Below are 19713 nucleotides of genomic sequence, written 5' to 3' on the forward strand. Positions count from 1 at the left end.
GCCTTTCGACATTGCCCCGCGCCAGCCACGGCGTGAAGATTCCGGCTACTCCATACAAAAACAAGCCGAGGAGTCCTGCAATGCGCGACTACGCCACCACTGCCGCCGGGTTCGACTTGCAGCGGACCGCCGCCGCCACGCTTTCCGGCACGCTCCAGGCGCTCAACGCCTGCGTCGAATGCTGCGACCGGCATGCCCTGCCGGGTCGGATCGCGTTGTTCTGGGAGGGCAAGGATGGCAGTCGCGCCAGCTATACCTTCAGCGAGCTGAAAGCGCTCTCCGGACGTTTCGCCAATTTCCTCCAGGCCCAGGGCGTACGCCCGGGCGATTGCGTCGCCGGCCTGTTGCCGCGCACGCCCGAGCTGCTGGTCACCATCCTCGGCGCCTGGCGCCTGGGCGCGGTGTACCAGCCGCTGTTCACCGCCTTCGGCCCGAAGGCCATCGAACACCGCGTGGCGACCGCCGGCAGCAAGGTGCTGGTCACCGATGCGGCCAACCGCGACAAGCTCGACGAACTCGCCGATCCGCCTCTGGCCGTCACCGTCGGCGGACCGAAGGGGCAGGGCATCCGTCGCGGCGATTTCAGCTTCTGGGCCGAGCTGGAGCGCTATCCGGTCGAATTCGAGCCGGTTCCGCGCAGCGGCGAGGATCCGTTCCTGATGATGTTCACCTCCGGCACCACCGGCCTGGCCAAACCGGTGCCGGTGCCGCTCAAGGCGATCCTCGCCTTCGTCGGCTACCTGCGCGAGGCGGTGGACCTGCGCCCCGAGGACGCCTTCTGGAACCTCGCCGATCCGGGCTGGGCCTACGGCCTCTACTACGCGGTTGCCGGTCCCCTCGCCATGGGCCATCCGACCACCTTCTACGAAGGGCCGTTCAGCGTGGAAAGCACCTGCCGGATCATCCGTGACTACGGCATCACCAACCTCGCCGGATCGCCCACCGCCTATCGCCTGCTGATGGCCGCCGGCGCGGCCGCGGAAACTGCGCTGAAAGGGCGCCTGCGCGCGGTCAGCAGCGCCGGCGAGCCGTTGACGCCGGAGGTGATCCGCTGGTTCGCCGACAGGCTCGGCACCACCATCCACGACCATTATGGGCAGACCGAGCTGGGCATGGTGCTGTGCAACCACCATGCCCTGGCGCATCCGGTGCGGGTCGGCGCCGCCGGATTCGCCTGTCCCGGGCACCGGGTGGTAGTGCTGGACGACGATCTCAACGAACTGCCGCCCGGCCAGCCGGGCATCCTCGCCCTCGACCGGCGGCGTTCGCCGCTGATGTGGTTCCCCGGCTACCAGGGCCTGGAAACCGCAGCCTTCGTCGGCGACTACTACCTGAGCGGCGATACCGTCGAACTCAACGAAGACGGCAGCATCAGCTTCGTCGGCCGCGCCGACGACGTCATTACCACCTCTGGCTACCGGGTCGGCCCGTTCGATGTGGAGAGCGCGCTGATCGAACACCCGGCAGTGATGGAGGCGGCGGTGATCGGCAAGCCCGACCCGGAGCGCACCGAACTGGTCAAGGCCTTCGTCGTGCTCTGCGCCGGCCACCGGCCGACGCCGGAACTGGCGGACGAACTGCAGCGATACGTGCGCCAGCGCCTGTCGGCGCACGCCTACCCGCGGGAGATCGAGTTCCTCGAGGAACTGCCGAAGACCCCCAGCGGCAAGATCCAGCGCTTTCTCCTGCGCAACCAGGAGATCGCCCGGCAACGCGAGGCGGCCCCACGGGCGGCCGCCGCGAACTGATTCAGCAGGAGAAAACGACGTGCGTATCGAAAATCGAGTGTTCCTGGTCACCGGCGGCAGCTCCGGCCTTGGCGCCGCCACCGCGAAGATGCTGGTGGAGCAGGGCGGCAAGGTGGTGCTGGCCGACATCAACGCCGAGGCCGGCGCGGCCAAGGCCGCCGAGCTTGGCGCCCAGGCGCGCTTCGTCAGGGCCGACATCGCCAGCGAGGCCGACGGCCGCCAGGCCGTGGCCACTGCACTGGAGGCCTTCGGCGGCCTCCATGGCCTGGCCAATTGCGCGGGCGTGGCGCCGGCCGAGAAGGTCCTAGGGCGCAATGGCATCCATGCCCTGGAGAGTTTCCGCCGGGTCATCGACATCAACCTGGTGGGCAGCTTCAACATGCTGCGCCTGGCCGCCGAGGCCATGTCCCAGGGCCAGCCGGACGAGGGCGGCGAGCGCGGGGTGATCGTCAATACCGCCTCGGTGGCGGCGTTCGACGGGCAGATCGGCCAGGCCGCCTATTCCGCCTCGAAGAGCGGAGTGGTCGGCATGACCCTGCCCATCGCCCGCGAGCTGGCGCGCTTTGGCATCCGAGTGATGACCATCGCCCCGGGCATCTTCGAGACACCGATGATGGCCGGCATGCCCCAGGAGGTGCGCGACTCCCTCGGCGCCAGCGTGCCGTTCCCGCCGCGCCTGGGGCGTCCGGACGAATACGCCGCGCTGGTCCGGCAGATCATCGAGAACAGCATGCTCAACGGCGAAGTGATTCGCCTCGACGGCGCCATCCGCATGGCCGCCCGCTAATACAGGAGGAAGATCCCATGACCCGCGAAGATCCGATCGTCATCGTCAGCGCCGTCCGCACCCCGATGGGCGGCTTCCTCGGCGACTTCAAGGATGTCAACGCCGCTACCCTCGGCGCCGCGGCGGTGCGCGCCGCGGTGGAGCGGGCGCGCCTGCAAGCCGACGAAGTGGACGAGGCCGTGCTCGGCTGCGTGCTCGCCGCCGGCCAGGGCCAGGCGCCGGCGCGCCAGGCGGTGCTTGGCGCCGGGCTGGCGCGCGGCACGCCGTGCTCGACGCTGAACAAGATGTGTGGCTCGGGCATGAAGGCGCTGATGCTCGCCCACGACACGTTGCTCGCCGGCAGCGCCGGGGTCGCGCTGGCCGGGGGCATGGAAAGCATGTCCAACGCGCCCTACCTGCTGGAGCGCGCCCGTAGCGGCTACCGCATGGGCCACGGCAAGGTGCTCGACCACATGTTCCTCGACGGCCTCGAAGACGCCTACGACAAGGGCCGCCTGATGGGCACCTTCGCCGAGGACTGCGCCGAGGCCTACGGCTTCACCCGCGAAGCACAGGACGAGTTCGCCGTGGCCTCGCTGACCCGCGCGCAGCAAGCCATGCGCGACGGGCGCTTCCAGGCCGAGATCGTGCCGCTGACGGTCACCGCCGGCAAGACCGAGCGCCTGGTGGATAGCGACGAGCAGCCGCCGAAGGCCCGGCTGGACAAGATCCCGACCCTGAAGCCGGCGTTCCGCGAAGGCGGCACGGTGACCGCGGCCAACTCCAGTTCGATTTCCGACGGTGCCGCCGCGCTGGTCCTGATGCGCCTTTCCGAGGCCGAGCGACGCGGGCTCGCGCCGTTGGCGGCGATCCGTGGGCATGCTTCGTTCGCCGACGCGCCGAACCTGTTCCCCACCGCGCCGGTCGGTGCGGTGAAGCGCCTGATGCAGCGTACCGGCTGGTCGCTGGGCGAGGTCGACCTGTTCGAGGTCAACGAAGCCTTCGCCGTGGTCGGCATGGCGGCGATGCGCGACCTCGACCTGTCCCACGAACGCCTCAACGTCCACGGCGGCGCCTGTGCGCTGGGCCACCCGATCGGCGCGTCCGGCGCGCGGATCGTCGTGACCCTGCTCAACGCCCTGCAGCAGTACGACCTGGAACGCGGCGTGGCGGCGGTCTGCATCGGCGGCGGCGAGGCGACCGCGATCGCCGTCGAGCGCTTGCACTGATGCAGGCAGTGAAGAAGAGGAACCCGCGATGATTCCCTGCGAAGAAGAGATCCAGATCCGTGACATGGCGCGGCAGTTCGCCCAGGAACGGCTGAAACCGTTCGCCGCCGACTGGGACCGCGAGCACCGTTTCCCGGCCGAGGCGATCCGCGAGATGGCCGACCTCGGCTTCCTCGGCATGCTGGTGCCCGAGGAGTGGGGCGGCGCGCAGACCGGGCACCTGGCCTACGCCATGGCCCTCGAGGAGATCGCCGCTGGCGACGGCGCCTGCTCGACCATCATGAGCGTGCACAACTCGGTGGGCTGCATGCCGATCCACAAGTTTGGCAGCGCCGAGCAGAAGGAGCGCTTCCTCCGTCCGCTGGCCCAGGGTTCGATGCTCGGCGCCTTCGCCCTGACCGAGCCGCAGGCCGGTTCCGACGCCAGCTTCCTGAAGACCCGCGCCCGCCGCGACGGTGACCACTACGTGCTGAACGGTGCCAAGCAGTTCATCACTTCGGGCAGCCACGCGGGGATGGTGATCGTCTTCGCGGTCACCGATCCGGATGCCGGGAAGCGCGGCATCAGCGCGTTCATCGTGCCCACCGACACGCCCGGCTACGAGGTGGTGCGGATCGAGGACAAGCTCGGCCAGCACGCCTCGGACACCTGCCAGCTGGCCTTCAACGACCTGCGTATCCCGGCCGCGCTGCGCCTGGGCGAGGAGGGCGAGGGCTACCGCATCGCCCTGGCCAACCTCGAAGGCGGCCGCATCGGTATCGCCGCCCAGGCGGTGGGCATGGCGCGCGCGGCGTTCGAGGCGGCGCGCGACTACGCCCACGAGCGGGAAACCTTCGGCAAGCCGATTATCGAGCACCAGGCAGTGGCCTTCCGCCTGGCCGACATGGCCACCCGCATCGCCGTGGCGCGGCAGATGGTCCACCACGCCGCCAGCCTGCGCGAAGCCGGCCTGCCGTGCCTGACCGAAGCCTCGATGGCCAAGCTGTTCGCCTCGGAAATGGCCGAGGAGGTCTGCTCCGCGGCGATCCAGACCCTCGGTGGCTACGGCTATCTCAAGGACTTCCCGGTGGAGCGCATCTATCGGGACGTGCGGGTCTGCCAGATCTACGAGGGCACCAGCGACGTGCAGCGCCTGGTGATCGCGCGCAGCCTGTAGCGGCGACTATCCGTCGTTTCCGCAACGGCGCCCTCTCCCTTCAGGGAGAGGGCGCGCTGAGGCGCCTCGGAAGCAAACGACTGTGGCCTCGTTCGCCCTACGCCCCTTGGCAGGCGCTCACGCCGGCTGTGCCGCCTTGTTCTCGCGCGCGGTGACCTGCTGGCACAGCTCGATGATCTGTTCGCGCATCCAGCGGTTGGCCGGGTCCTGGTCGGTGCTCTCGTGCCAGTACAGGTGGGTTTCCAGTTTCGGCACGTCGCTCACCGGCAGCACCGCGTAGTGCAGGTCGTGGTGACGGGCGAAGCGTTCCGGCACGGTCATCGCCATGTCGGTCTGCTGGACCACCGTGGAGGCCATCAGGTAGTGCTGCGAGCGCAGCGCGATCTTGCGCTGGATGCCCATCTTGCCCAGCGCCAGGTCGATGTAGCCGAGGCCGCTGCGGCGGCTGGAAATATGGATGTGGGTCAGGCCCAGGTAATCGTCCAGGGCCAGCTTCGGCTTGCCCGCCAGTGGGTGGCCGCGGCGCATGGCGCAGACGTAGCGGTCCTCCATCAGCTTGACGTGGCGCACCTGGGGATCGGTGTTCAGCGGCGCGTCGACGGCGAAGTCGAGGCGGCCGGCGGCGAGTTCCTTGGTGGTTTCGCGGCGCTTGGCGAGGAAGCTCTCGATATGCACGTTCGGCGCCAGGCGGCGCAAGCGCTGGAACAGCGGGGGGAGGATGACCGCTTCGGTGAGGTCGGTCATGCTGATGCGGTAGGTCTTGTTCGCCTGCTGCGGATCGAAGCTGCGGCTCTCCTGCACCGAAACCCGCAGCAACTGCAGCGCGTTGCGCACCGGGCCGATGATGTTCTGCGCCATCGGGGTCGGCACCATGCCCTGGGCGGTGCGCACGAACAGCGGGTCGTTGAAGGTCTCGCGCAGGCGGGAAAGGGCGTTGGATACGGCTGGCTGGGTGATGCCGACGATCTGCCCGGCGCGGGTCAGGTTGGCTTCGGTATAGATCGCATCGAACACGATGAACAGGTTCAGGTCGACTTTGTTCAGGTTCATGGCACTGGCTCCGCGACTTTTCTTGTTATTGGGGGCTTGGATGACCCCCATATAGATCATGAATGTTCATGGACGGAAAAAATAGACTGGGCAAATCTTAAGCCCTGTTCCGGCATCGTTACCAGCGCCTTTGTCCGATGCCTCGCCTGCCAACCCGTCAGAAGGTATCCCCCATGGATTTCGCCTATTCCCCCAAGGTCCAGGAGCTGCGTGAACGCGTCAGCGCGTTCATGGAAGCGCATGTCTATCCCGCCGAAGCCGTGTTCGAGCGCCAGGTCGCCGAGGGCGACCGCTGGCAGCCGACGGCGATCATGGAAGAGCTGAAGGCCAAGGCCAAGGCCGAAGGGCTGTGGAACCTGTTCCTGCCCGAGTCCGAGTACGGTGCCGGGCTGGCCAACCACGAATACGCGCCACTGGCGGAAATCATGGGCCGTTCGCTGATCGGGCCGGAACCCTTCAACTGTGCCGCGCCGGATACCGGCAACATGGAGGTGCTGGTGCGCTACGGCAGCGAGGAGCAGAAGCGTACCTGGCTGGAACCGCTGCTGAGCGGCGAGATCCGCTCGGCCTTCGCCATGACCGAACCGGGCGTGGCCTCGTCCGACGCCACCAACATGGAGGCGCGCGCCGAGCGCCAGGGCGACGACTGGGTGATCAACGGACGCAAGTGGTGGACCTCCGGCGCCTGCGATCCGCGCTGCAAGATCCTGATCTTCATGGGCCTGACCAACCCGGACGCGCCGCGCCACCAGCAGCACTCGATGATCCTGGTACCGGTCGACACCCCCGGGGTGAAGATCCTCCGTCCGCTGCCGGTGTTCGGCTACGACGACGCGCCGCATGGCCATGCCGAAGTGCTGTTCGAGAACGTGCGGGTGCCCTACGAGAACGTCATCCTCGGCGAGGGCCGCGGTTTCGAGATCGCCCAGGGGCGCCTCGGCCCGGGCCGCATCCACCACTGCATGCGCTCCATCGGCATGGCCGAGCGCGCCCTCGAACTGATGTGCAAGCGCGCGGTCAGCCGTACCGCGTTCGGCAAGCCGCTGGCGCGCCTGGGCGGCAACATCGACCACATCGCCGACTCGCGGATGGAGATCAACATGGCGCGCCTGCTGACCCTGCAGGCCGCCTACATGATGGATACCGTGGGCAACAAGATCGCCCAGAGCGAAATCGCCCAGATCAAGGTGGTGGCGCCCAACGTGGCGTTGAAGGTGATCGACCGGGCGATCCAGATGCACGGTGGTGCCGGGGTTTCCAACGACTTCCCGCTGGCCTACTGGTACGCCATGCAGCGCACCCTGCGCCTGGCCGACGGTCCGGACGAGGTGCACCGCGCGGCGATCGGCAAGTTCGAGCTGGGCAAGTACGTGCCCAGGGAGATGCTGCGCAGCAGCCGCTGACGGCTGTGGTATAGGGGAAAGGCCCGCGGATGCGGGCCTTTTTCATTCCGGGGAGTCCGCCCCTTTTTCCTCGGCGTTGCGTTCCAGCTGCCACGCGCGACGGCTGTGCAGCAGGGCGGCGAACTCGCGGGCCGCCCGCTCGTTGCGGAAGCAGATCCCACGCGTGCCGAGGCGGACCCGCCAGAAAGGTTCAGCGTGGGTGTCCAGACGTTCGATCCAGAGCGTGTTCGGCATTCGGTTCGGCCTTGTCCTCGACGGTGGCTTTCGGCGTGCGGGTCTTCAGCAGGGAGAGCAGGATACCGCCCGCCAGCAGGCCGAAGGTTACGCCAAGCGAGAGGCCGGCGGGAATCTTGCCGATCACACCGTGGAGCATGATCTTCGCACCGATGAACACCAGCACCAGGGCCAGGGCGTATTTCAGGTAGACGAAGCGGTGGATCATCGCCGCCAGCGAGAAGTACAGGGCGCGCAGGCCGAGGATGGCGAAGATGTTCGAGGTGTAGACGATGAACGGGTCCTGGGTGATGGCGAAGATCGCCGGCACGCTGTCCACCGCGAACACCAGGTCGGCCAGCTCGATCAGCACCAGGGCGAAGAACAGCGGGGTGGCGTAGCGCACCAGCTTGCCGCTGGCGTCCGGCAGGCGGACGAAGAAGTGATGCTCGTGCAGTTCCTTGGTCACCCGCATGTGCTTGCGCAGGAAGCGCAGCACCGGGTTGTGCTCCAGGTCGGGTTCTTCCTCGTGCTTGTTGAACAGCATCTTCACGCCGCTGAACAGCAGGAAGGCGCCGAACACGTACATGATCCAGTCGAATTCCTTCACCAGCGCGGCGCCCAGGCCGATCATGATGGCCCGCAGGACGATGGCGCCGAGGATGCCCCAGAACAGCACCTGGTGCTGGTAGCGGCGGGGGATGCCGAAGAAACTGAAGATCATCGCCATGACGAACACGTTGTCCATCGATAGCGACTGTTCGACCAGGAAGCCGGTGTAGTACTCCACCGCGCTGGTGGGGCCGAAGGCGTACCAGACCCAGCCGCCGAAGGCCAGGCCGCAGGCGAAGTAGCCGGCGGACAGCAGCAGGCTTTCGCGCACGCCGATTTCGTGGTGGTCGCGTTGCAGCACGCCGAGGTCGAGGACCAGGAGAACGATGACGATGGCCAGGAAGGCCAGCCAGAACCAGGTAGCCGTACCGAGGAACGGTTCGGTGAGAAATGCATGCAGAGCTGCCATTGGGCCCCCTCGCTTCGAATTGTCGGATGGTCATGTGACTCCGACATGGCGGCAATTGCTTACCGTCAGAGGGGCCCGCAGTCACTCGGAAAAAATAAACCAGGCTCCGGGCGCCGGCAAAACGGCGAGGTTACAAAGTGCTACAGCGTTCAGTAGACCCAGACTTCCACCCGCCGGTTCTTCTGTCGGCCCAGTTCCTGGTCGTTGCTGGCGACCGGCAACTCGTCGCCGAAGCCGGCGATCTCGCGGAAACTCACGCCGCCGCGGGCCAGTTCGCGGCGCACGGCCATGGCGCGCAGGCGCGAAAGCAGGACCGAACGCTCGGCGTCGGACTTGGGATCGCCGAAGCCCACCAGCACGGTGCGCTCCTGCAACTTCCGATTTTGCCGCAGGTAGTCCAGCAAACGCTGTACGTCGAGCAGTGCCTTGTTGTCGAGCAGCGCGCTGCCTTCCTGGAAGCGGAAGTTCACCGTCAGGCGCCGCGCCTGTTCCGCGAGCTTGCGGTATTCGGCGGGCATCTGCGGGCGCGGTGCGATCTGCACCGCCTGGATCTTCTGCGCGACGAAGCCGCTGCGGGTGACGATCGCCTGGCCGCGCGGGCCCTGGGCGAAACGTACCAGGGCCTGGGCCCAGGGGTTCTTCTCGCCGGGCTTCAGGTAGAGGAACAGGCGGCGCGACAGCGGGTAGTCCTCGGTGGCGATCAGGCTTTCCTGGGGCGCCATCGGCAGCGATTCGCCGTCGGCGATGGCCAAGGCGCGGGCCCGGCCCACCGACGCGATGCCGACGAAGCCGATGGCGTGCGGATCGGCGCTCACCGCGGCCGCCAGCCGATCGTTGGATTCGAAGCGGCGGGCGTCGCTGGCCAGGCTCTTGCCGTGACTGGCCAGCACCAGTTCCTTGAAGGTGTCGTAGGTGCCGGACTGTTCGTCGCGAGCGTACAGGCGGATGGCGCCGCCCTTGCCGCCCAGTTCTTCCCAGGTACGCACCTCGCCGGCGAACACCGCCGCCAGTTGCGCGGTGTCCAGCGAGGCCAGCGGGTTGTCCGGATGCAGGATGATCGCCAGTCCGTCGATGGCGATCACCTGCTCGGCATATGGGCTGCGCAGGTCGCCGAAGCCGGCCAGGGCGCGAACTTCGCTGTCCTTGACGGGGCGCGAGGCCGCGGCGAGTTCGGCGTGGCGTTCGAGGAGGGCGGCGAAGCCGGTGCTCGAACCGTGGGCGGATAGCTCCACCCTCACCAGGCGGCCGTCGCGGCTCTTGCCGAGCAGATGGAGTTCGTTTTCCCGTTCTCCGGGGGTACGGCGGATATCCTCCAGGCCTTCCTCTTCCATCAGGCCCTCGACCAGGGCCGGCAGGAGCTTCGCGCCGATGGTATTGGAACCCTGGATGCGCAGCGCCGGCGTGTCGTCCGAGGGGATCGGCAAGGGGGCGGCGAATACCGACCAGGGGAAGGCGTAACAGAGGAATCCGAGGAAAACCAGGCTCAGGGTACGGCTCCAGAGGTCTTTGTCACTGGCGCGCTGGCGGTGTGGCATCGCGGGCATCGTCTTCTATGGGGAAGGGAATTTGCCGGCGAGATTAAGTCAGACGGGTGACGCTAAGGTTACAGCGTTGGGGAATCATGGCCCTGCGCCATTGTCTCGGTCAGGAAGTCGAGAAACACTCGGGTCTTGCCGGCCAGTTGGCGCGATGGATAGACCGCGTGGATCGCCGTCTCGTCGGCCTTCCAGCCGGCCAGCAATTCAACCAGGCGGCCTTCGGCCAGTTCCGCCTGTACGTACAGCCGTGGGATCAGGCTCAAGCCGAAGCCGGCGAGCAGGGCATCGCGCACCGCCAGGCTGGAGGACACCCGGTAACGCCCGGCGATAGGCACCGCTATGCACTCGCGCTCCTTGCGGAAGGTCCAGCGGTCGGCATGGCCAGAGAGGCTGAAGCGGATGCACTCGTGTTCGCGCAGGGCCTCCGGCCGCAGCGGCTGGCCATGCTGACTGAGGTAGGCCGGCGCCGCGCAGAGCACGTGCTCCAGGACTAGCAGCGGGCGGGCGACCAGGCCGGAGTCCGCAACCCGGTCGCTACCGCGCAGGGCCAGGTCGATGCCTTCGGCGATCAGGTCCTGGCGGCCGTCCTGCAGGAGCAGTTCCAGGCGCAGGTCCGGATAACGCTGGAGAAAAGCCGGAATGGCCGGGGTCAGGCAGGTGAGGGCGAGGGTCAGCGGGGCGCTGACCCGCAGCAGGCCGCTGGGGCCCTGCTGCATCGAAGTGAGCGCGGCGTCGGCGGCCTCGAGGTCGTCGAGGATGCGCTCCAGGCGCTGCCGGTAGACTTCGCCGGCCTCGGTCAGGCTCATGCTGCGGGTGGTGCGATTGATCAGGCGCACCTTGAGGTGCGCTTCCAGTTCGGCGACGTTCTTGCTCACGGCGGCCGGCGAGAGATTCATCTGCCGGGCCGCGGCGGCGAAGCCGCCATTCGCGGCCACGGCGCGGAAGACCTTGAGGGCGGTGAGGTGATCCACGGGGATAATTCACTGTCAGTAATCAATGAATCAGGGATTAAAGCATTATCAACCTGGGGTGTGCTGGCTAAAGTCTCGCCATAGTCCACGGTCCTAGAGGTGAATGACCATGCAACCCTTCGTCGTCGAACGTCTCGATCACATCGTCCTGCGGGTCCGCGACCTGGAACGCAGCATCGCGTTCTATCGCGATGTCCTCGGTTGCGTGGTGGTGAAGTGGCGCGACGACCTGGATCTGGCCCATCTGCGCCTGGGCACGTCGATGCTCGACCTGGTCGCGGTGTCCGGGTCGCTCGGCCGGGAGGGCGGTGCGGCGCCGGGTGGGGAAGGGCGCAACGTCGACCATTTCTGCGTGCGCATCGAGCCGTTCGACGAGGCCGCGCTGATCGCCCATCTCGAGGGGTTCGGCCTGGTCCCGCAGGTTCCCGCGGAAATCCGCTTCGGCGCCGAGGGCGACGGCTGGTCGCTGTACTTCTTCGATCCGGACGGCAATCGAGTGGAGCTGAAGGGGCCGCGGGTGGACAATCCTGCCTGAGGGAAAGGTCGCGCGCCGGATAGGGGGGGCGTCGGCGAGATCGCCCGGGCCAGGCAGTGACTGCCTGAAGGCTCATCCGGGGATGAGCCTTCACTTTGGGCTGCGCCTCAGGCCAGCTCCAGCCAGATCGGGGCGTGATCGGAGGGTTTCTCCATGCCGCGCAGGTCGTAGTCGATGCCGGCGTCCTTGAAGCGCGACTGCAGCACCCGGCTGGCCAGGATCACATCGATGCGCAGGCCGCGCTTGGGGGTGTCCTCGAAGCCACGGCTGCGGTAGTCGAACCAGCTGAAGCGGTCGTTCACCTCCGGATTCAGGGCCCGGAAGCTGTCGACCAGGCCCCAGTTCTTCAAGGTAGCCAGCCATTCGCGCTCTTCCGGCAGGAAGCTGCACTTGCCGGTCTTCAGCCAGCGCTTGCGGTTTTCCTCACCGATGCCGATGTCGCAGTCCTCCGGCGAGATATTGATGTCGCCCATCACCACCAGGGCCTGCTCGGGCTTGAAGCTGTTCTCCAGCAGCGACTGGAGATCGGCGTAGAAGCGCTGCTTGGCCGGGAACTTGGTCGGATGCTCGCGGTTCTCGCCTTGCGGGAAGTAACCGTTCATCACGGTGATCGGGTTGCCCTGGGCGTCGCTGAAGGTGCCCCAGATGAAGCGCCGCTGGGACTCCTCGCCGTCGCTCGGGAAGCCGCGGTGCAGTTCCAGGGGCGCCTGGCGGGAGAGCAGGGCGACGCCGTAGTGGCCTTTCTGCCCGTGGTAGTGGACGTGGTAGCCGAGCGCCTCGATCTCGGCCTGGGGAAACTGGTCGTCGGCGACCTTGGTTTCCTGCAGCCCGATCACGTCGGGCTGGTGCCGCTCGATCAGCGCCGCCAGTTGGTGCGGCCGGGCGCGCAGACCGTTGATATTGAAAGAGACGATTTTCATGGTGGGCGTCCTAGCAAAAACAGGAATGCTAGCCCAGCCGGGGGATGCCTGGCGACCCTGGAGGCGCTGTGCTAGTGTCCGCCGGGTACCCGATGGCTGTGTGGCTTGGCGCTTTGCCGGCCCTGTGGTCTGCCGCGGACGGGGATGGCCAGGCCATCCGCTCGACCAATCGCCGTGGCGAAGCGTGCGTGTCGCTGCGCCGGCGGCCGACAAGGAATGCGTTCCATGCCTGATCAGGTCACCGATGTCCGTCTGCTCGACGACGGCTATAGCCGCGAAGTCCGCTCGCTTTTCTACCACGCCTACCGCCACGAACCGACCTTCGCCTACCTGATGGATGCGCAGCGCGCCGGCTACGACCAGCGCGTGCGTGCCTGCGTCCGGGAGATGGTCGAGCGCCATCTGGGCGAAGAGTTGCCGGCCATCGGCCTGTTCATCGACGATCGGCTGGTCGCGGCGGCCCTGATCACGCCGCCGCAGCGCCGCCTGGATATCACCGAGAGCTGGAGCTGGCGCCTGCGCATGCTGTTCAGCGTCGGCCTGGCCGCGACCCGGCGCTACCTGGATTACCACCGGGCGGTGCAGGCCTGCCTGCCGGTCGGCCCCCATCACCAGTTGCCGATGCTCGGCGTGCATCCCGAGTACCAGGGCAGGCAGATCGGCGAGCAGTTGCTGGCGGCCGTGCAGCGCTGGTGCGCCGAGGACTCCGCTTCGCAGGGGCTGGTCCTGGATACCGGCAATGCGCGCTACCTGGACTTCTACCAGCGGCACGGCTATCGCGAGATCGGCGAGGTGACGCTGGGAGCGGTGCGCGAGCACGTCCTCCTGCATCCTGGCGAGACGCCGGCGGCGACCTGAGCGTTCCCCCGGACGCGCGAGAAAAGCCATGCCTGTCAGGCGCTTGGCGTCATAAAACCCGAATGTCAGGAGGTGGTCGGCGGCGTCCGTGCAAATCTGGACGCGCGCCACCCGCCTGCGTAGCATCCGCGCCATGAGACTGACTCAAGGATTGTTCCGGTTCCCACTGGCCGGGCTGCTGTGCCTGAGTACGGCCGCCTTCGCGGAGAGCCAGCTTAGCGTGCGCGTCACCCCCGCCAATGCCGCCCTGAAGGCCAATATCGAGGCCTACGTGGGTAGCCTCGGCGAGCGGGACGAGGCGGCGTTGCAGCGTTTCCGCCGCAATGCCGAGGCGCAGGCGGAAAAGGCGGCCCAGGCGCTCGGCTACTTCCAGGCGCAGATCGACAGCGAGGTGAAGGACGGCAAGCCGCCGAAGCTCACGCTCAAGGTAGTGCCCGGCGAGCCCGTGCGCCTGCGCCAGGTGAATATCCAGGTGCTCGGCGAGGCCGCCAGCCTGGAGAGCTTCCGCTTGCCGTCGGGCAAGCAGCTGAAACCGGGCGCGAAGCTGAACCAGGGTGTCTACGAGGACGCCAAGCGGCTGATCCAGAACCAGGCCTCGCGCTACGGCTTCTTCCAGGGCCGCTTCAGCACCCAGCGCCTGAGCATCGATCCGCGCGCCGGCATCGCCGACATCGACCTGGTCTACGACAGCGGCCAGCGCTACACCTTCGGCAAGGTGAGCTTCGACGGCGACTCGATCATCGAGGAAGAACTGTTGCGCCGCATGGTGCCGTTCAAGGCCGGCCAACCCTATGACTCCGAACTGATCGCCGAACTCAACCAGAACCTGCAATCCAGCGGCTACTTCGAGGGCGTGCGGGTCGACGCCGCGCCGACCCAGGCGCAGGCCGACGGCGCGCGCCAGGCGATCCCGGTAGCGGTCCGGCTGGAGGCGCGCAAGCCCCGGACCATGGGCGTCGGCCTCGGTTTCTCGACCGACGTCGGGGCGCGCGCGAGGTTCAACTGGACCCGCCATTGGGTGAATGCCGAAGGGCATAGCCTGGGATTCGAGTCGGAAATCTCCGCACCACGGCAGAACGTCGGCGCCTGGTACGAGATTCCCCTCGATCCGCCGCTCACCGACAAGCTGCGCTTCACCAGCGGCTACCAGTTCGAAGACCTGGTCGACACCGAGAGCAAGCTGCTGACCCTTGGCGGCGAATGGCACAGCAAGCAGCCCGATGGCTGGCAGCGGGTGGTTTCGCTGAACTGGATGCGCGAGGAGTACAAGCTGGGCGACGACTCCGGGCTGAGCAGCTTCCTGATGCCGGGGATCGGCTACTCGCTGCTGGAGACCGACAACAAGGTCGACCCCAGCCATGGCTACCGCCTGCAGTTCAACGTCAAGGGGGCGAAGGAAGGCCTGCTGGCCGACGCCGACGTACTCCATGTCGACGCCATGGCCAAGGGCCTGACCAGCTTCGCCGGCGGCCATCGCCTGCTCGGCCGCCTGCAGGTAGGCGGAATCGCCACCAACGACTACAAGTCGATCCCGCCCTCGCTGCGCTTCTTCGCCGGCGGCGACCAGAGCGTGCGCGGCTACGACTACCGGACGCTGTCGCCGGAGAATTCCGATGGCGACAAGATCGGCGGCCGCTACATGATCGCCGGCAGCGTCGAGTATCAATATCCGCTGGCCGAGCGCTGGCGCCTGGCGACCTTCGTCGACCAGGGCAACGCCTTCAACTCGCTGGACTTCCCGTCGATCAAGACCGGGGTCGGCTTCGGCGTGCGCTGGGTCTCGCCGGTCGGCCCGTTGCGCCTCGACCTGGCCCATGCGCTCGACGACGACGGCGGTTTCCGCCTGCACTTCTCCATGGGGCCAGAACTGTGAAGGCGCTGAAGATCACCTTGCTGGCCATAGTCGGGCTGCTCCTCGCGCTGCTCCTGGGACTCGCTGCGCTGCTCGGCACCCAGGCCGGCAGCGCCTGGCTGCTCGGCCGCGTGCCGGGCCTGCAGGTCAGCGGCTTCGAGGGTCGCCTCGGTGGCGCCTGGCAGGCACAGCGGCTGTCCTGGGCGCAGGACGGTACGCAACTGGTCGTCGAGCGGCCTGAACTGCGCTGGTCGCCGGCCTGCCTGGCGGGGCTGCGCCTGTGCCTGCAGCGGGTGGCCGCCGAACGGATCGCGCTGGACCTGCCGCCGAGCGGCGACAGCGCCGACAGCGGGCCGATCAGCCTGCCGACGCTGAAACTGCCGCTGAGCATCGAACTCGGCGAAGTGGCGGTCGGCAGCTTCCTGCTCGACGGCAACCAGCAGGTCGCCGAACTCAAGCTGGCGGCCCATTGGCTGGCCGACGGCCTGCACATCGACTCGCTGACGGCGCGGGGCTTCGGCCTGGACCTGGCGCTTCAGGGGCGCTTGCAGCCGAGCGGCGACTGGCCCTTGCAGGCCGAAGCCACACTCGGCCTGCCCGCTCCCGAAGGCAAGCCGTGGAAGCTGGCCGTCCAGATCGGCGGTGAGCTGCAGCAGGCGCTGACCCTGAAAGGCCGCAGCAGCGGTTACCTGGACGGCAGCCTGGAAGGACAGTTGCAGGCGCTGGCGGAAAACCTGCCGGCACGATTGCTGATCCGCGCCGACGGTTTCAAGGGTGCGGCCGGACTACCGGACACCTTGACCCTGAATGCCATCCAGCTCGATGCCGGCGGCGATCTCAAGAGCGGTTACCTGATCCGCGGCGGCGCCAGCCTGCCGGGCGAGGGCGGGGCGGTGGCGTTGAGCCTGGACGGGCGGGTCGACGCCCAGGGCGCGGATATCCGCCAACTGCGCCTGGACGCTGGCGGCGAGCAGCGCCTGGAGCTGGTCGGACGCCTGGACTGGCGCGAAAGCCTGGCCGCCGACGCGACCCTGGACTGGAAGGATTTCCCCTGGCTGCGCCTGTATCCGCTGGCGGAGCCGCCGCCGGTGACGCTGAAGACCTTCAAGGCGGAAGTGCATTACCAGGACCAGCGCTACCTGGGCAATTTCAGCGCGGCGGCGAGCGGTCCGGCGGGCGACTTCACGCTGGCCAGCCCGGTGTCCGGCGACCTCGTCCAGCTCAACCTGCCGTCGCTGCAGCTCCGCGCCGGGCAAGGCCAGGCCGAGGGCCGGGTGACGTTGCGTTTCGACAATGGCGTGGCTTGGGATACCGCCCTGCAGCTCAGCGAACTGAACCCGGCGTACTGGGTCGCCGAGCTGCCGGGTTCACTGGCCGGTCCCTTGCGCAGCCAGGGAAGTGTTCGCGACGAGCGACTGGCGTTGGGCGTGGATCTCGACGTCAAGGGCCGCCTGCGCGGCCAGCCGGCGCTATTCCAGGCGCGCGCCGAAGGCGAGGGGCAGCGCTGGACGCTGGGCAACCTCGACCTGCGCCTGGGGGATAACAAGGTGCAGGGCAGCGGGGCGCTCGACCAGCGCCTGCAAGGCCGCCTGGACATCGCCCTGAACCGTCTCGGCCAGCTTTGGCCGCAACTCTTCGGTCGCCTCGACGGACGCCTCGACCTGGCTGGCAGCCTCGCGGCGCCGCAAGGCAGGCTGAACCTCAAGGGACAGCAGATCGCCTACGCCGAGCAGCGCATCGCCGGCCTCGACCTGCAAGCGAACCTCGATGCCCGGCAGAACGGCACCCTGGCGCTGGTCGCTTCCGGCCTGCGCAGCGGCGAAACCGATCTCGGCCTGTTCAAGGCCAATGCCCGCGGTGACCAACGCCGCCAGCAACTGGAACTGGACCTGCAAGGTGCCTTGCTCAAGCTCGGCCTGGCCTTCGACGGGCAACTGGAGCGCGGCAACTGGCGCGGTCGCCTGGCGCGCGGCGAGTTGAGCAGCGGCGGCCAGGACTGGAAGCTACAGCAGCCGGCGCGCCTGGAGCGGTTGGCCGACGGCAAGGTCAATTTCGGCGCACATTGCTGGGTATCCGGCGCCGCCAGCCTCTGCGGCGGCGAGCAGCGCCTGCTGCCCGAGCCGCGGCTGCGCTACACCTTGCGCGACTTCCCGCTGGACAGCCTGAAGCAATGGTTCCCCGAGGATTTCGCCTGGCAGGGCAAGCTGAACGGCGACCTGCAACTGGACGTTCCGGCCCGCGGCCCGAGCGGCGTGGTCAGCCTGGACGCCGGCAGCGGTACGCTGCGCCTGCGCGACCAGGGCCAGTGGGTCGACGTCGGCTACGACAGCCTGCGCCTGGAGAGCCGGCTGGCGCCCAACCGCGTCGATACCTCCCTCGACTTCCGCGGACCGAAGCTCGGCGAGCTGCGGGTGCAGGCGCAGATCGACCCGCGCCCGGCGAGCAAGCCGCTGAGCGGCGAGTTCAGCCTGGCCGGCCTCGACCTGTCGCTGGCGCGCCCGTTCGTGCCGATGGTGGAGAAACTGCAAGGCAGGCTGAACGGCAGCGGCCGGCTGTCCGGCGGCCTGCTGGCGCCGCGGGTCGACGGACGGGTGACGCTGAGCGACGGCAACATCGGCGGCGGTGAGCTGCCGACCAGCTTCGAGAACCTTTCCCTCGACGCTCGCATCGCTGGCGAAAGCCTGGAACTCGGCGGCGGCTGGCGCAGCGGCAGGTACGGCCAGGGCAGCCTGTCCGGCAACCTGAGCTGGGGCGAGGCGCTGAACGTCGCCCTGAACATTCGTGGCAACCGCCTGCCGGTGGTGGTCGATCCCTATGCGCAACTGGAGGTTGAACCGGACCTGAAGATCGGCATGGCCGGCCAGGAGCTGGCGATCTCCGGCAAGGTCCTGGTGCCGCGTGGCGACATCACCATCCGCCAGTTGCCGCCATCCACGGTCAAGGTCTCCGACGACGCGGTGATCGTCGGCTCCGAGCAGCCCGAGCAGCAGCCGCTGAAGATGAAGATGGACATCGATGTCGAGGTCGGCCAGGACAAGCTGGCGTTCTCCGGCTTCGGCCTCAGCGCCGAACTGGCCGGCCACCTGCACATCGGCGACAACCTGGATACCCGCGGCGAGCTGAACCTGAACAAGGGCCGCTATCGTGCCTACGGCCAGCGCCTGACGATCCGTAGGGCGCGGCTGTTCTTCGCCGGACCGATCGACCAGCCGTACCTGGATATCGAGGCGATCCGCCGGGTCGACGATGTGGTCGCCGGCCTGCGCCTGACCGGCAGCGCCGAGCAGCCGACCAGCGCGGTATTCTCCGAACCGGCGATGAGCCAGGAGCAGGCGCTGTCCTACCTGGTGCTGGGGCGGCCGATGAGCACCGGCGAAGACAGCAACATGCTCGGCGAGGCGGCCCTGGCCTTGGGCCTGGCCGGTAGCGCACCGCTCACCGGGGAAATCGCCAAGCAGCTCGGCATCCAGGACTTCCAGCTGGACACCGAGGGCACCGGCAACAGCACCAGCGTGGTCGCCAGCGGGAATATCACCGACAAGCTCAGCCTGCGCTATGGTGTTGGAGTGTTCGAACCGGCAAATACCATCGCCTTGCGCTACCAGTTGACCAAACGCCTCTATCTCGAAGCGGCGAGCGGCCTGGCCAGTTCGCTGGACCTGTTCTTCAAGCGCGATTTCTGACGGATGCGTTGATACGGACCATGCGTAACGCATAAAAGTGTGTCACTTTTAGCGGCGCATCGACGTCGTAGAATGGAGCGGGCGCCGACCGCCAGGTCGGTGCCCGAAGCAACTCGGCACAAGGACTGGCTGACATGATTTCCGTCTATCAACTCAAACCGCGCTTTCAGAATCTTCTTCGTCCCGGCGTGCAGCGCCTCTACCAGCGCGGCATCACTGCCAACCAGGTGACCCTGGCGGCCTGCCTGCTGTCGCTGCTGGTCGGCGCGCTGGTCGCCGGTTTCGCCAGCCATCTCTGGCTGTTCGCCCTCGTTCCGCTGTGGATGTTCCTGCGCATGGCGCTGAACGCGGTGGACGGCATGCTCGCCCGCGAGTTCGGCCAGAAATCCGACCTGGGCGCCTACCTCAACGAACTCACCGACGTGATCGCCGACAGCGGCCTGTACCTGCCGTTCGCCCTGTTGCCGGGAGTCAATCCGCTGTGGGTGGTGCTGGTGGTGCTGCTGGCGGTGATCAGCGAATATGCTGGTGCGCTGGGCACCATGGTCGGCGCTTCGCGCCGCTACGACGGCCCGATGGGCAAGAGCGACCGGGCGCTGTGCTTCGGCGTGATCGGCGCCGGGGTGGCCAGCGGCCTGTTGCCGCTGGCCTGGATCGACTGGCTGATGTTGCTGATCGCGGCCCTGCTGCTGCTGACCATCGGCAACCGTGTGCGCCAGGGCCTGGCCGAGCTGGCCGCGAGTCGGCGGGGCCGCGACGAGCAGGCCTGA

Annotated in this window: 16 protein-coding genes; 10 read left to right on the forward strand and 6 right to left on the reverse strand. The window is 67.7% G+C overall.

What is annotated here, in order from left to right:
- The first annotated feature begins 80 nt into the window (after positions 1-80).
- The 4 genes from LE197_RS07590 to LE197_RS07605 are packed head-to-tail and all read left to right on the forward strand — an operon-like array spanning position 81 to position 4899.
- Positions 81-1748, forward strand: coding sequence for an acyl-CoA synthetase (locus LE197_RS07590; RefSeq protein WP_031692866.1), 1668 nt, complete (start codon positions 81-83; stop codon positions 1746-1748).
- A gap of 19 nt (positions 1749-1767) precedes the next feature.
- The gene (locus LE197_RS07595) at positions 1768-2535 is read left to right on the forward strand and encodes a 3-hydroxyacyl-CoA dehydrogenase (protein WP_003090005.1); all 768 of its coding nucleotides are present in this window, start codon (positions 1768-1770) and stop codon (positions 2533-2535) included.
- 17 nt (positions 2536-2552) lie between these two features.
- Complete coding sequence (locus LE197_RS07600) at positions 2553-3743, forward strand: acetyl-CoA C-acyltransferase (RefSeq protein WP_003158541.1); 1191 nt, start codon at positions 2553-2555, stop codon at positions 3741-3743.
- A gap of 28 nt (positions 3744-3771) precedes the next feature.
- Positions 3772-4899: an acyl-CoA dehydrogenase family protein gene (locus LE197_RS07605; RefSeq protein ID WP_003131257.1), complete on the forward strand. Its 1128-nt coding sequence runs from the start codon at positions 3772-3774 to the stop codon at positions 4897-4899.
- A 117-nt stretch (positions 4900-5016) separates the two neighbouring features.
- Here LE197_RS07605 and LE197_RS07610 read toward each other — a convergent pair whose 3' ends face one another.
- Positions 5017-5949 (reverse strand): LysR family transcriptional regulator, encoded by a 933-nt coding sequence (locus tag LE197_RS07610; protein ID WP_003090000.1) that lies wholly within the window; start codon positions 5947-5949, stop codon positions 5017-5019.
- A 173-nt stretch (positions 5950-6122) separates the two neighbouring features.
- Between LE197_RS07610 and LE197_RS07615 the strand changes: the two genes are divergently transcribed.
- Positions 6123-7352: an acyl-CoA dehydrogenase gene (locus LE197_RS07615; RefSeq protein ID WP_003089998.1), complete on the forward strand. Its 1230-nt coding sequence runs from the start codon at positions 6123-6125 to the stop codon at positions 7350-7352.
- Between the two features lie 42 nt (positions 7353-7394).
- On the opposite strand, the gene LE197_RS07620 is transcribed toward LE197_RS07615, so the two are convergent.
- The 4 genes from LE197_RS07620 to LE197_RS07635 form a co-directional block, all read right to left on the reverse strand.
- On the reverse strand, positions 7395-7586 hold the full coding sequence (locus LE197_RS07620; RefSeq protein ID WP_003089995.1) for a hypothetical protein: 192 nt from the start codon (positions 7584-7586) through the stop codon (positions 7395-7397).
- Complete coding sequence (locus tag LE197_RS07625; RefSeq protein WP_003104462.1) at positions 7543-8586, reverse strand: TerC family protein; 1044 nt, start codon at positions 8584-8586, stop codon at positions 7543-7545. The genes LE197_RS07620 and LE197_RS07625 overlap by 44 nt, the downstream gene beginning before the upstream one ends.
- A gap of 149 nt (positions 8587-8735) precedes the next feature.
- Entirely contained in the window at positions 8736-10130 is a 1395-nt protein-coding gene (locus tag LE197_RS07630) for a substrate-binding domain-containing protein (RefSeq protein WP_073657102.1), read from the reverse strand.
- Positions 10131-10189: 59 nt separating this feature from the next.
- On the reverse strand, positions 10190-11104 hold the full coding sequence (locus LE197_RS07635; RefSeq protein ID WP_078451349.1) for a LysR family transcriptional regulator: 915 nt from the start codon (positions 11102-11104) through the stop codon (positions 10190-10192).
- Positions 11105-11198: 94 nt separating this feature from the next.
- Here LE197_RS07635 and LE197_RS07640 point away from each other — a divergent pair, with 94 nt between their 5' ends.
- Positions 11199-11630, forward strand: coding sequence for a VOC family protein (locus LE197_RS07640; protein WP_078451564.1), 432 nt, complete (start codon positions 11199-11201; stop codon positions 11628-11630).
- A gap of 107 nt (positions 11631-11737) precedes the next feature.
- Here LE197_RS07640 and xthA read toward each other — a convergent pair whose 3' ends face one another.
- The gene (gene xthA, locus LE197_RS07645; RefSeq protein WP_003089983.1) at positions 11738-12550 is read right to left on the reverse strand and encodes an exodeoxyribonuclease III; all 813 of its coding nucleotides are present in this window, start codon (positions 12548-12550) and stop codon (positions 11738-11740) included.
- A gap of 144 nt (positions 12551-12694) precedes the next feature.
- Here xthA and LE197_RS07650 point away from each other — a divergent pair, with 144 nt between their 5' ends.
- From LE197_RS07650 to LE197_RS07665, 4 genes are all read left to right on the forward strand, one after another.
- Complete coding sequence (locus tag LE197_RS07650; protein ID WP_003139068.1) at positions 12695-13408, forward strand: GNAT family N-acetyltransferase; 714 nt, start codon at positions 12695-12697, stop codon at positions 13406-13408.
- A 133-nt stretch (positions 13409-13541) separates the two neighbouring features.
- A complete protein-coding gene (locus tag LE197_RS07655) occupies positions 13542-15281 on the forward strand; it encodes an autotransporter assembly complex protein TamA (protein WP_003122638.1) in 1740 nt (579 codons plus the stop codon).
- Positions 15278-18943: a translocation/assembly module TamB domain-containing protein gene (locus LE197_RS07660; RefSeq protein ID WP_031692869.1), complete on the forward strand. Its 3666-nt coding sequence runs from the start codon at positions 15278-15280 to the stop codon at positions 18941-18943. The genes LE197_RS07655 and LE197_RS07660 overlap by 4 nt, the downstream gene beginning before the upstream one ends.
- 134 nt (positions 18944-19077) lie before the next feature.
- Positions 19078-19713, forward strand: coding sequence for a CDP-alcohol phosphatidyltransferase family protein (locus LE197_RS07665; RefSeq protein WP_003139074.1), 636 nt, complete (start codon positions 19078-19080; stop codon positions 19711-19713).

This window comes from Pseudomonas sp. PS1(2021) (assembly GCF_020405165.1).
In the GTDB taxonomy this organism is placed as follows: domain Bacteria; phylum Pseudomonadota; class Gammaproteobacteria; order Pseudomonadales; family Pseudomonadaceae; genus Pseudomonas; species Pseudomonas aeruginosa.

Bases quoted from the DNA above. Each gene is read 5' to 3' on its own strand.
- LE197_RS07590 (WP_031692866.1), top strand. From the start codon at position 81: ATGCGCGACTACGCCACCACTGCCGCCGGGTTCGACTTGCAGCGGACC.
- LE197_RS07600 (WP_003158541.1), top strand. From the start codon at position 2,553: ATGACCCGCGAAGATCCGATCGTCATCGTCAGCGCCGTCCGCACCCCG.
- LE197_RS07605 (WP_003131257.1), top strand. From the start codon at position 3,772: ATGATTCCCTGCGAAGAAGAGATCCAGATCCGTGACATGGCGCGGCAG.
- LE197_RS07610 (WP_003090000.1), bottom strand. From the start codon at position 5,949: ATGAACCTGAACAAAGTCGACCTGAACCTGTTCATCGTGTTCGATGCG.
- LE197_RS07615 (WP_003089998.1), top strand. From the start codon at position 6,123: ATGGATTTCGCCTATTCCCCCAAGGTCCAGGAGCTGCGTGAACGCGTC.
- LE197_RS07620 (WP_003089995.1), bottom strand. From the start codon at position 7,586: ATGCCGAACACGCTCTGGATCGAACGTCTGGACACCCACGCTGAACCT.
- LE197_RS07625 (WP_003104462.1), bottom strand. From the start codon at position 8,586: ATGGCAGCTCTGCATGCATTTCTCACCGAACCGTTCCTCGGTACGGCT.
- LE197_RS07630 (WP_073657102.1), bottom strand. From the start codon at position 10,130: ATGCCCGCGATGCCACACCGCCAGCGCGCCAGTGACAAAGACCTCTGG.
- LE197_RS07640 (WP_078451564.1), top strand. From the start codon at position 11,199: ATGACCATGCAACCCTTCGTCGTCGAACGTCTCGATCACATCGTCCTG.
- xthA (WP_003089983.1), bottom strand. From the start codon at position 12,550: ATGAAAATCGTCTCTTTCAATATCAACGGTCTGCGCGCCCGGCCGCAC.
- LE197_RS07650 (WP_003139068.1), top strand. From the start codon at position 12,695: ATGGCCAGGCCATCCGCTCGACCAATCGCCGTGGCGAAGCGTGCGTGT.
- LE197_RS07655 (WP_003122638.1), top strand. From the start codon at position 13,542: ATGAGACTGACTCAAGGATTGTTCCGGTTCCCACTGGCCGGGCTGCTG.
- LE197_RS07665 (WP_003139074.1), top strand. From the start codon at position 19,078: ATGATTTCCGTCTATCAACTCAAACCGCGCTTTCAGAATCTTCTTCGT.